The sequence below is a fragment of the Rhodococcus sp. EPR-134 genome (assembly GCF_001647205.1).
Classification (GTDB): Bacteria; Actinomycetota; Actinomycetes; order Mycobacteriales; family Mycobacteriaceae; genus Rhodococcus_F; species Rhodococcus_F qingshengii.
Genome location: NZ_LVCT01000124.1, coordinates 1 through 10,813, shown reverse-complemented (window position 1 = coordinate 10,813; position 10,813 = coordinate 1). Strand labels below are relative to the sequence as shown.

General features: G+C 60.8%; 11 protein-coding genes and 2 pseudogenes. 6 read left to right on the top strand and 7 right to left on the bottom strand.

Annotation, left to right across the window (positions count from 1 at the left end; genetic code table 11):
* From A2J01_RS05580 to A2J01_RS05565, 3 genes are all read right to left on the bottom strand, one after another.
* Positions 1-756: hypothetical protein (locus A2J01_RS05580; RefSeq protein WP_156519182.1), on the bottom strand; the 756-nt coding region annotated here is incomplete at its 3' end.
* Between the two features lie 699 nt (positions 757-1,455).
* Positions 1,456-1,983 (bottom strand): hypothetical protein, encoded by a 528-nt coding sequence (locus tag A2J01_RS05570; protein WP_064112275.1) that lies wholly within the window; start codon positions 1,981-1,983, stop codon positions 1,456-1,458.
* A gap of 115 nt (positions 1,984-2,098) precedes the next feature.
* A complete protein-coding gene (locus A2J01_RS05565) occupies positions 2,099-3,118 on the bottom strand; it encodes a hypothetical protein (RefSeq protein WP_156519181.1) in 1,020 nt (339 codons plus the stop codon).
* An 86-nt stretch (positions 3,119-3,204) separates the two neighbouring features.
* On the opposite strand from A2J01_RS05565, the gene A2J01_RS05560 reads away from it, so the two are divergent.
* Positions 3,205-3,879: a hypothetical protein gene (locus A2J01_RS05560; RefSeq protein WP_125053072.1), complete on the top strand. Its 675-nt coding sequence runs from the start codon at positions 3,205-3,207 to the stop codon at positions 3,877-3,879.
* A gap of 194 nt (positions 3,880-4,073) precedes the next feature.
* Here A2J01_RS05560 and A2J01_RS05555 read toward each other — a convergent pair whose 3' ends face one another.
* On the bottom strand, positions 4,074-4,328 hold the full coding sequence (locus tag A2J01_RS05555; RefSeq protein WP_058228433.1) for a hypothetical protein: 255 nt from the start codon (positions 4,326-4,328) through the stop codon (positions 4,074-4,076).
* Between the two features lie 292 nt (positions 4,329-4,620).
* On the bottom strand, positions 4,621-6,225 hold the full coding sequence (locus A2J01_RS37420; RefSeq protein ID WP_167349921.1) for a zinc-ribbon domain-containing protein: 1,605 nt from the start codon (positions 6,223-6,225) through the stop codon (positions 4,621-4,623).
* Between the two features lie 256 nt (positions 6,226-6,481).
* Here A2J01_RS37420 and A2J01_RS37415 point away from each other — a divergent pair.
* The 3 genes and pseudogenes from A2J01_RS37415 to A2J01_RS37325 form a co-directional block, all read left to right on the top strand.
* A pseudogene (locus tag A2J01_RS37415) lies at positions 6,482-6,601 on the top strand (DUF2510 domain-containing protein); the annotation flags it as partial.
* Between the two features lie 405 nt (positions 6,602-7,006).
* Positions 7,007-7,324, top strand: a complete 318-nt coding sequence (locus A2J01_RS36790) for a DUF4333 domain-containing protein (RefSeq protein ID WP_231915709.1) — start codon at positions 7,007-7,009, stop codon at positions 7,322-7,324.
* Positions 7,212-7,619: pseudogene (locus A2J01_RS37325) on the top strand (pentapeptide repeat-containing protein); the annotation flags it as partial. The gene A2J01_RS36790 and the pseudogene A2J01_RS37325, both read left to right, overlap by 113 nt.
* 213 nt (positions 7,620-7,832) lie before the next feature.
* On the opposite strand, the gene A2J01_RS36780 reads toward A2J01_RS37325, so the two are convergent.
* Together A2J01_RS36780 and A2J01_RS05530 are read right to left on the bottom strand one after the other, a co-directional pair.
* The gene (locus A2J01_RS36780) at positions 7,833-8,843 is read right to left on the bottom strand and encodes a cytochrome (protein WP_141695859.1); all 1,011 of its coding nucleotides are present in this window, start codon (positions 8,841-8,843) and stop codon (positions 7,833-7,835) included.
* 10 nt (positions 8,844-8,853) lie between these two features.
* Complete coding sequence (locus A2J01_RS05530) at positions 8,854-9,513, bottom strand: hypothetical protein (protein WP_047269145.1); 660 nt, start codon at positions 9,511-9,513, stop codon at positions 8,854-8,856.
* A 126-nt stretch (positions 9,514-9,639) separates the two neighbouring features.
* On the opposite strand from A2J01_RS05530, the gene A2J01_RS05525 reads away from it, so the two are divergent.
* The gene (locus A2J01_RS05525; protein WP_047269146.1) at positions 9,640-10,104 is read left to right on the top strand and encodes a hypothetical protein; all 465 of its coding nucleotides are present in this window, start codon (positions 9,640-9,642) and stop codon (positions 10,102-10,104) included.
* Positions 10,105-10,130: 26 nt separating this feature from the next.
* Positions 10,131-10,574 (top strand): hypothetical protein, encoded by a 444-nt coding sequence (locus tag A2J01_RS05520; RefSeq protein WP_058228438.1) that lies wholly within the window; start codon positions 10,131-10,133, stop codon positions 10,572-10,574.
* Positions 10,575-10,813 lie beyond the last annotated feature (239 nt).

Sequence of the window (10,813 nt, the reverse complement as noted above, 5' to 3'; positions counted from 1 at the left end):
CAGAAGACGTTCCGCGTCGGGTCCATCTCCACCGAGGATGTCCCGGTCTACAGCGTTCGCACGCATTTGCTTGCCGAGTATCGCAGCGCTGCTAACGATTTCGTACAGTTCTCGATCTAGGTCAAGCCGAATTCGGTGCTCGTCGAGAAGTCTCGATTTCCATGCTGCACTCTTGCCGATATCAGCAATGACATGATCCGCAAGGTACGCAATCTTCTGCGCGTCCCCGCAGTCCTCTCCGTTACCGACTGCTTCGAATCCTGTTCGCCTGTGGGCCTTGCGAAGCTGCGCACGCTCTTCGCGTGTCACACGGAGCGGCTGCCGTACTGCACGTACAGCAGCCACACCCCCCACCAGCGCGAATCCAGCTGGAATGGCGAACGGAATCGCCAGCCCATAGATGTTCGAATCCTCAGTGGTGGCGAGCACTCCGATTACTGCCAGCCCAAGAAGCACAAAAGCAATCGCGGCCATCCCCAACATGACGAATGCAGTTTCCTGACCGGAGCCCGGAGGCAAGTCGTAGTAGCCATCGAGCCCGGCCTGTCGGCGTGCGTCTCGCTTTCGTGCGAGCTCCGGTGTGATCGAGTTCGAGTCGAACTGTTCCAGCTCCGCAAGTCGCATATTGGCTGCCGGGTCGTATTCAGTGATGTCAGAGAGAAGATCCTCGACCTCGGCCGGGGAAACCACAGCGTCGTTCACCGCGCCGGCCGGGAGGAAACGCGGTGACGGGTCGTTCGATGGTGTCGTGCTCATCAAGAACATCTCCATTCTGCTGTGTAGTGATGAATCCTAGTGTTCAGTGCCGACGGGGCAGCTACGCATTGGTGTCAGGCGGACACTGGGAGGCTGGCCGAATCATGTTGAAAGACAGTGTGAGCGATCCTGCATCGCCACCCGTCCCGCACCAGTTGCATCGGCATTACGCAGCACTCGGGGACCATGGCAGCCGGAATGTGGGGCGACGTCGGCGCCGGCCGATGTCGGTGCTCCCAAGGCAGCACACCGAGTCCCGAAGGAAAACGTGCTGAAAGATCGGAGTACAGCGCGATTCGGTCATGCTTGAGCAGGTAGACGAGCAGCTCGCTGATTGTCGTCACCCCTGGAATCGGGGACGTCCCCCCGACGCTGCGGCCATCGGTGTCCAGCCACACGAAGTCCGTACCGGAGAGGTTCCAATGTCGAACCATATCCATCCCACAGTCCTCACACGCTGTCGTCATCGCTGCCGCCAGCATTGGGAGCGGGAAGTTGGGTGAGCAGGGGGTCGACGTCATTTCAGCTGCCTCTCGATGATGGGAATCGAACTCAGCCAACGATGAGCGAGACCCGTTTCAGGCGCGGCACACTCGATCACCGATCCGGACTATCTCAGCCCAACCCACGTCGCGACAATCCGGACAGCCCTCGTTTCCCAGACTGAGGTGGAACCCCCGAAAGAAGGTTCCCGGACGATCAGCCCCAGCAGACAGCGCGCTCCGATTTCAACGCCCACTCCGCCACCTCACGAAGCGAATCGAGCGCGGACTCGGTGTACCCGGCGCGTCGACCGCCTTCAATCCACCGAGGAGTGCCAGCCATCTCGTACGACGGCACGCCCTCGTCGGAAGGCGCGATCGCTTGCGCCACCATGACCCGGCCTAGAAAGTCCTCTGCCGGGCATTCTCCGCTCGATTCGACCGCGTCGTCACCGTTCCCGGACGCAAAACCCAACAACTCCAGCAGGCGCACAGCATTGTGGTTCGAGAAGTTCGCAGACGGTTCCTCGCCGCTGTCGGCAGTCTCGATCTCGAGCTGAGGGCCCCAGATGCGGGCTTCCTCCGGATCAGTGCACCCCGGCAACAATGCGCCAGTGCGCTGCATGTCCTCCAAAGCCGCTATCGCAGAATCGTAGTCACCGATGCGTTCGCTGCGGCCACCCATCTGATCGGTCAGGCGGTATCCAACGATCTCGCTCATCTCGGGTGCAAAGGTGATTGACATGGTGGCCTCGTTTCTCGCTCGGGGAAAATGACTCCCTCACGATCTCCAATCCACTCGACAGATGCGGCACCCCAACGGGTTCGACCGAACTTCAACGGCGTCAGCGACACTCGGGTCACGGCGCGGCCAACACAACGATGTCCTTCCCGATCCCGGACTGTTGGCCGTACCACTGCGGAGCCGTCAACTGGCGCGCCGTCAGCAGTCCGGCAGTCACCGCATCCCACACCGCTTGCGTGAGCCTCACCATGAACTGCCCGTCGGTGTCGTCGTAAACGGTCGATGGATCCCACCGTACGAACCCCGGTGCTGCGACGTCCCTGGCTGCGTCCTGCAGCCTGCCTCGCGCGATCGTAGTCGGCAGCACACCGGAATTCGGCAATGTGCAAGCCCATTCGTTGGTCCACACCATCTCGGGCATTGCAGTCTCGCCGACATTGTCACGGACGGCGGCCGCTACCTGCCTGTCGATGTCAGTACCGTCCTCGCCGCCGATGTCGCCGGTGACAATCCAGTCCGCAATCCGCACAACCGGCCTGCCGGCGGTGTCGTCGAGATTCCATGAGAGCGCGCGAATCGGGTCAGGACGCGGTGTTGCTTGTAGATAGGACAGGCTTTCCGTCAGGTTCGCTCCCACACTGCCCTCCCCCTCGCCGCGACGGCATTCGACGCTTCGAGGCAGCACGATGTGCCCCTTTGCCGTCGGCACGCACCGGAGGTCTGACAAGCCCTGCCGGTAGGTACGCGTGTGAGCGAGCGTAGCCAATGACTCCACGACTTCCGGTGTGACGAGGTAGATGGTCGAGTACCGCAACGACTGTGCGCGGGTCCGCAAAACTTTCCGCATCAGTTGCGCCGGGCCGCTGAGCTCGTCGTCAGCGTCGATGCCTACGTCGTCGACGCTCAGTCCGTAGAAGTACTGGATCCACTGCCGGAGCATGTCGGCGTTGGGCTCAGAGATGTTCTGCGTTGTGGTCCACCAGCTGTATGCGTTTTGTTGTTCGACGAACAACCGCATGACCGCGGCCATGTCCGTGCGCATCCACGCCGTCGCCGCGTCGAGTCTGCTTACCGCCAAAGCTGCCTCGCGTGAGCACTCCCAGGGTCGATCAGTATCGGTTGAGGTAGCAGTCATGATCGTGCACCTTTCTTGGGCAGTGAAGTGTTCTCGTGAAATCTATGGGCAGGAACACCCGAAACGCGTAGTCCATGATCGTGCCCATGGATACGACGAACTGGCACGCCACACAAACGACTCTGCTGTGTGAAATCTTGCAAGACCGCAACATCGTCGTTCGGCGCGATGTCGTCGAGGCCTTCGTATCCAACATGCTCACGTTGGTCGCCGAAACTGCCGGTATCAGTGAACATGCGGCCAGCGAAACAATCACGGAAGCGGCAGCGGAGCGATGGGCGGACAGCCTCGCTCCGACGATCCTGGCGATGGAAAATCCTTGCGACGGTACAGCTTCTGGGGTGGTGTTGGTCTCTGCGCACACTCTCGCGCAAACCGCCGCAACGCTCATCGAGTTGGTACGCGCGGCCGCCTCGGTCGAGGAGTTCATAGAGTTGGTCAGCCTGGGGATGGCCGACTACGGCGGCGATCTCGCAACGCTTCGGGGAACGGCTCTCGACGCCCGTCAGCGGGTCCAGGAATTGTCGCTGGAACTCGCTCGCCATCTGGTCACTCAGCCGCCGATGGAGATGCTGCAAATCCCGGTCCGAACTCATGCACTGCTGTGTGATCTGCTCGATCAGCTGTCCCAGTCCGAGCTGCTGCCGATCGCCGAGAACAACGGCCACGGCACCTATCACCACACCGTTGACGGTGAGTACACGCTCGGTGACGTTGTGGCGGCGACGTTGCATGACTTGGATGTGGCGTCGACGTACTGAACGCAGGCCGGAACTCTCGGCGATTCCGACCTCAGTGTGCCTCCTAACACGAGGACCTGATTCGGTAGGAGTTGTTGCAGTAGGCACTTTGCTGATTCGAGCTTCCCCGGCGATTTCCCCTTGCAACGATTGCGTTCTGCGTCGATGTTCACCTGTGCGTGATGTGCCTCGAACGCACAGGCCGCTGGTGCTTCTCACAGCTCGTTTTCGCGGCCAGCTGATGCTCCCCGAAGCGCGCTGATCGCCGGCCCGATACCCGCCAGAACCAGCCCGATAGTGCCGCAGATCAATCCCCATATCCACGGACTCAGCGACGACAACGGCGATGCGGCGGATCCGTCGCCCTTGGTTGACGTGAGCGCAGTCGAGACGAAGGTTCCCAGGAGGAACATGACGATCGCGTATGACCCCACCATTTTGAGTTTGAAGTACTTCCGATGTGGATTCATGCGCGTCTCTTCTCAGTCTTGGGGCGTTTCGGCGCCGGCCAGGTCGGTAGCGCCTCTCGCGGAGTCGCATTCGCGTACTGCAGCTGTGCACTGCCGTTGAATGAGATGACGATATTCCTGGCGGTTCCGGTGTTGCGGCACGTTGTACCGGGCGTGCGCGCTTTCTACGTGTTTGACTACACAGTCTCTCGTCGTCTCCGTCGCAAGCAGGTGTCAGCCGCGAGAGCTGCCGGATGATCGCCACTCACCGTTCACTTGTCGGTTCTGACGGCGCGGCGTTTCGATGAGGAATTCATCTACCTTGCAGGAGGGTCCGTTCATGCTGAATTCGCAGAATGCACTCGAATGTCGTCAGCTCGTCCGCGGAGATGGTCTCTGACCACCCGCCAGTCTGCGCCATCTCGGACGGACCCAGCCACACAGGAAGGTTGAGATCACTTCGCCACCACCGCTTGATTGCCCGCTCAACAATTGCAGCATCTGACCCGCGCGAGAAGAGCTCAAGGTGGATGACCTGCCACCCGCTCAGCTGAAACTTGTCAAGGCGATTGGTCCCCACGCTCGTGATCCCGACCTTGTGGGCACCGAGCACGGCATGACTGAGGAAGTACAGGTATCCCGGCCTTCCCGGATTGAATCCTCCCTTCTCGGAGCACTCGGGACAGTCTTGACCATGGGTTCTGTTGTTCACTGTCGAGAGCCACTCGTGGCCCCGCGCGCATCTGAACCAGGCTTTTCGATTCGAGAACACCGCGGTGTTCTCAGGTGTCGCACTACCGTTACGAGTGGGATGCCAGCTTGCCGCGACCGTCGGGCTTCGGGAGGCCAGATCGTTGATCCCTGCCAAGACGGTCTGTCCCGCGCACGCCGGGCAACCGGCCCCGGATGCTCTGCTCGCGATCCGCGCTTCCCACTCGTGTTCAGCCTCGCACCTCCACCACGCCTTCGTCCCGTTCATCAACGTCACCATCTCGGGTGTCCTGGCTCCGTTGAGCCGCGGATGCCATTCAGCGGCCAACATCGGGTTTCTCGCTGCGAGGTCGTTGAAGCCCGCCAGAATGCGTTGGCCCGAGCAGAACGGACAGCCATTTCCAGCCGATCGCTCACTTGCGCTGGCCTGCCACTCATGGCCGAGGAGATCCCTCCACCAGAATCGTTTCGCCGTACTCCGAAACACATTCGCCGGGGACAAGGGTGCGTTGAGCGTCGGGTGCCACTCGGCTGCGAGCGCGGGATCGGTGGTACCCAGATCGTTGAAGCCCGCCAACACTTTTTGGCCGGCACAGACGGGGCAACCTTGGCCGTTTGACGTCCGGTTGTTGACGGTCGACTGCCATTGGTGCCCAAGCCCGCACTGCCACCACACTTTACGGTTCGATTGCGCCGCTATCGAGGTCGGCCGGAGATCGTGGTTGCGGTCGAGATGCCATTGGGCCGCAACGACAGGGTTTTCGGTTGCGAGATCGTTGAAGCCGGGCAGAACCGCATTGTTCGAGCAGTACGGACAGCCTGTTCCGTTCGCACGATTGTTCACCCGTGCCTGCCACTCATGACCCAACTCATCTCTCCACCAGACGGACTTTTCCGACCCCGCCGTCAGGGTGTCTGGGGTCAGCTCACCATTTTTGGTGGGGTGCCATTCACGAGCAAGGTGGGCGTGGGTGTGGGCTACGTCGTTGAACCCAGCCAAGATTCGTCGACCCGCGCAGTAGGGGCAACCACTCCCGCGGCTCGTGCGGTGATTAGGGGTGTCTTCCCATTCGTGTTGATGAGCGCACATCCACCAAACTTTTACGCTGGATCCGAGAGTCACCAGGTCGGGGGTGCGGCTGCCGTTCTTTGTCGGATGCCATTGCGCGCTGAGGTCTGGGTGGGACCGCGACAAGGGTGACTTCATCGGACCATCTTCTACCGCCCACTTCGAGAGTTCCAGCATCCGTCGGTCGAAACACCCAGGGCATAGTGATTGTTGCGGCGGCCGCCAGGATCTCGAATTCTCTTACATTGACCACACATATTGACACTCGGTATTCAATTTTTTACGCGCCGCTGGTCATCGTATTTCTGAGGTATCCGTTAGCGCCTTTTCCTGTGAGTTTGTCAACATACTCAATAGGCACGGCTTTCGTAAAATGAACAATTAGCATCTACCGGTGCCTGAAAACTCCCACGGACCATCCAGTCCGCAGCCTGGATGGTATCCAGTACCTCAATCGCCGTCTCTTCGTTGGTGGGACGGTCAGAACTGGACCGATCAGTGGGCCCCGCCACCAGCGACACCGTCGAACACCTCCGCATCTGTAGGTTTTCCGGCAACGCAGTCGCCACCGCCTCTCCAAAACAAGTCACCTCGACCAACTGATTTTCAGCATCTGTGGAACACCGAGCAACCTGCACCAAACAGCATCACAAGTACGTCGGCGACGAGGCTGGCCGAGGCGCCGAAACGGACCCGCGGACGGTTGGTCATAGAGCTGGTGGCCCTCGGGTTCCTGTTGCTCTTTACCACTGCGACTGTGTTCGGCATTTATCGTCTCCTCGGTTTCACGGACCGCGGGACGATAGTCGGGAATTTCGTCGTGGCCCCGGCCCTTACTGCTGCACTTGGATATTTCCTATTCGTACGTTCTCGGCAATACGCCGAGAACGACTCCCGCGGCCCAAGTGAGGGCGCTCGCTTGCACCGGAAGACCATGCTGGCCGGAGGCTCGATCGTACTGGTGGCAGCGATGATCCTTGCCGGATTCATGACGCAGCAATCGAGTACTCCGACACTGTCCGGTTCGGAGCTGCAGACAATGATGCGTGAACAGCTTGGCCCGGCAGCTACATCAGGTGCGCTGACCGGCACGATCGCGTGCCCGACGAGTCGCTCCTACAGCGATGGAGATGTCGCTAGATGCACGATGGACATGCAGTCCGGATCGCAGGTCGTTCTCGTTGCAACGATCTACCGCACAGACAACAAATGGCGGATCAACCTCGACGTCGGATAACCCCCGCAGGAAAGTTCGGGAACCCAGCCGGAACATATTAAGGTGGTGCAACTTTCGAAGAATTCGAAAGTTGCACGTCATCCGCTGCATGTACGAGACCGACAGGATTCGGCCGTTGTGGAAACAAGCAGGCACCTCCGGCGCGAATGCCTCTGATGTCAACCTTTACAACGCAAGCATGTACGGCACGAACCTGACCGGAGTGGACTTTTCTGGCGCCTACATGCGGCACGCGAACCTCGCGCATTCGGGCCTGAGCGGTGCGATCCTGATCGGCGCTGATCTGTTCGAAGCGGACCTGACGGGGGGGCGAACCTCGACAATGTCTGCTGGGACGATTCGACCCGGTGGCCGACCGATTTCGGCGCGATCCATCTCCACGCTCATGCTGAACCAGCGAGAAGCCATCTCCGACAGCGTTCCTCAACCTTCCAATACAAAGTCCGTGAGCAACGTCGCCATCAGCCCGCAGGTGCCAGCCCGCTCTTGCTCACACACCTGCACCCGACTACGCCGCCACCGGTGGCAACTCGACGCGCAAGTCGTCGGGCCACCGGGCAGCCGAAGCTGGGGGCCGGATGGGCTTGAGCACGTCCCGCATATCGAGGTCGTGATGGTCCTGCCAAGCACGGCGGTTGTTGCAGAACTTCGTCCACAACTGCTCGTATCGTTCAGGATTGATCAACTTCGGAACCACTTCCGTCGGGGACACTGCAATGGCCACCAGACCATCCGGTCGCGAGTACTTCCATTCTGTCCACACACCGCGGTCAGCATCGACCACAGATTCCTGCGCGTGCAACCCATTCACCAACTGTGTCCCGACTTTGGGCTGCATCGGTTTCGCCTGTCCGTCCCGATCGGACTTCGTCTTGAAGTCACCGATGTACAGGTGGTTTTCGATCCGGAAGATCGTGTCCAGTGTTCCGGCCACGCCGATGCTGTGATTCCATACCGTCACCTCGTTGGCGATGGCCTTTACGTTCCACCGCATCCACCAGTCGATCAACGCCGACGCGTAGTCACCCTCGCCGTGCTCGTCGAGGTCCGCCCTCGCCTGGTCAACCTCGAATCGGTCAATGTTCCCGAGCTGCCATTCCCCCAGTAGTTCAGCGAGGTTGTGGACGCGGTCGCCTCGTTGAGCTGCCTGGTCTGCAACGACATCCGGTGTCGCAGCGATCGCACCGCGCACGGCACGGGCTATCGCATCCGGCTTCCGCGATCTCGCTGCCGCTCTCTCCCTCGCTGCGATCACATGGGGAAACTGATTACGCAGCGTCTCTTCGTCATTGCGCAGGTATGCGGCGGTCGCGTCCTGAACGAGTCGGGCCCGCCAACCCACCAGTGCGCTCCCCTGCGGCCGGACCCCGAGCTCGGGAAGTTTCGAGAACGGGTCGGGAAGATCATCGGCGTCCATCCCTTGCACAGTCGTAATCGACGGCACCTGAGGCTCGTCGCCCACAAAGCGGCCATACATTCGGCCCCATGCGGTTTGGTGAGAGAGCTTGGGAGTGGTCATGGATGCGAAGTTAAGTCCAGGCTCCGACACTGTGCGGCACCGGCATTGCAGCAGCGAGACCGTCGCCTGCTGAATACTCGTCGAGTAGCGCCGGCGTGCCAGGGACGAGCAGATGCCGGCGGCCGCCCTGCCAGAAGTAGGCGGCCTTCGGATCCACCCGGATGAGAAAAGCCAGGTCGTCGGGTCGATCAGCTCTCAGAAAATCTTCCACCCGCCAGCGGCCGCACCTCACGTCGTCCCCGCTCGCATAGACCAACATTGTTTGGGACTGAGTTTCGCACCACCGGTGGACGCGGGCCTCACGCCGGAGCAGCTCGATTCCCAGCGTCGGCAGACTCGTGTGCGCTGGGACTTGCTGAATCCACTGCAGATCATGCGCCCATACGTCGAATGCCTGCTTCTCCTCATTCGTCGTCCAGTCGTGGTGGCCGGCCGAATCGATGCGCGCGACCTCAACGCCTTCACGGATGAGGAGTTCCCGATCGAGATCAAGCCGGTAGGAGCCATCCGGAACATAGGCGGCGGTGGCGGGTAGCGCCTGATAGCGGTATCCCGGATGCGGCCGAACTGGCGTGGCGACAGTGGTCTGTCGCCGCGGAAGGTACTGCGGATCGTCAGTAAATTCGTCCACCCGGGCCGCAGGCGGGCCGGTATCGCGGTCGTACGTCATGCTCACTTGTCCTTCCCTTGTCCGACAGACCTTGTCGGTGCCTTCATGTATACGAGGTGCCCCTCGCCGGCGGGGCACGCGCGCATGCAGCCGGCCACCGGAACTCCCTAGTGCACACTCGTTGGCATGAAGACGTTTCCACAGACGCGGGTCTCCTTTTCGGCGAGCGACATCGACTGTGTGATCAGCGCTGCTGACAGCGGGCTCGTGCAGCACGCACTCTCGCAGGCCTTGCGAATCGTCCTTGAATCCGGCGGGTCGGCCCCGGGAGTGGAACCGATACAGATCAGTGAGGCACTCGAGCTGTTCGCCTGGATCGAGATGAGAACCTCTGGCGAGTCCGGACATTTTCTCACCGGTGAAATCCCGATGGTCCACTCAGCCACTGCGGCCCTGATTTTCTCGCGAGATGTGTTGCTGGCAACGGCCGGCAACATCGAAGCCGGTGTATGCCGCGTCCCCGATCAACCCGATCAGTCCCCCGCCGCTCATGCAGGCGGTTACCGCGATTGCGCGAGCTGGGTGACCGACTTGATCAACAATCAAAACAACAAGGCCCCTGACTCCGCATACCTGGCCGGCCCCTACTGACTTCCTACCCGAATTGAGGGATTCCCATGTCTACAGCCACTTTTCCGCAGTATCGACTGTCTGCGGACGTGCACCAGGTCAACATCTATGCCAGGTACGCCGCGATGGGGATGCTACGTAGCAAGCTCGCCGACTCGCTCCGCGTCCTCCTCGAATCCGGGGTGCCGGCGGCTTCGGAGCTCGATCCTCGCGAGATCGCCGAACTGCTTACCTCTCTCACATTCACCCTGCCCGATGTCGACGAGCACCCGGAGTTGTTTGCCCAGGATCCGACGATGGTCTACATGCCGAGCGGCGCGGTAGAAGGTGCGGCACAAGTTGTCCGGCGGACTGGGGAGCACATCCAATCCGGACTCTTGGCCGTACCTGCGAAGCCCTCTGCTGCAGATCCGCGTGCGTACGGCCAGTCCTACATCGACGTCGCAGACGCAACGCAGGACATGATCGAACAGATCCGCACCGGAAGTTGATGTCGTACGGCTGGTCCGGTAGCGCACGGTCAATAGTGCTGTGTTGCAGAAGGCTGAGCGCTTACGTCGACATTCGCGGCCACCGATGATTGGAAGCTGTTCGCCGGCCGACGTGGTTTTAGATCATGCAAATGACTCAGATTCCAGCAATGCCACAAGCGCCTCCCCGACGATGTCGGCGACACGTGCCGGATCGTCGAGTTCGGTTATCGTCACGCCCGGCAGTCCGGCAACACGAT

What these genes read in the sequence shown, in the direction of transcription:
- A2J01_RS05525 (WP_047269146.1), top strand. Translation starts at nt 9,640, where the DNA reads ATGAAGACGTTTCCACAGACGCGGGTCTCCTTTTCGGCGAGCGACATC.
- A2J01_RS05570 (WP_064112275.1), bottom strand. Translation starts at nt 1,983, where the DNA reads ATGTCAATCACCTTTGCACCCGAGATGAGCGAGATCGTTGGATACCGC.
- A2J01_RS05520 (WP_058228438.1), top strand. Translation starts at nt 10,131, where the DNA reads ATGTCTACAGCCACTTTTCCGCAGTATCGACTGTCTGCGGACGTGCAC.
- A2J01_RS05560 (WP_125053072.1), top strand. Translation starts at nt 3,205, where the DNA reads ATGGATACGACGAACTGGCACGCCACACAAACGACTCTGCTGTGTGAA.
- A2J01_RS37420 (WP_167349921.1), bottom strand. Translation starts at nt 6,225, where the DNA reads ATGAAGTCACCCTTGTCGCGGTCCCACCCAGACCTCAGCGCGCAATGG.
- A2J01_RS05565 (WP_156519181.1), bottom strand. Translation starts at nt 3,118, where the DNA reads ATGACTGCTACCTCAACCGATACTGATCGACCCTGGGAGTGCTCACGC.
- A2J01_RS05530 (WP_047269145.1), bottom strand. Translation starts at nt 9,513, where the DNA reads ATGACGTACGACCGCGATACCGGCCCGCCTGCGGCCCGGGTGGACGAA.
- A2J01_RS05555 (WP_058228433.1), bottom strand. Translation starts at nt 4,328, where the DNA reads ATGAATCCACATCGGAAGTACTTCAAACTCAAAATGGTGGGGTCATAC.
- A2J01_RS36780 (WP_141695859.1), bottom strand. Translation starts at nt 8,843, where the DNA reads ATGACCACTCCCAAGCTCTCTCACCAAACCGCATGGGGCCGAATGTAT.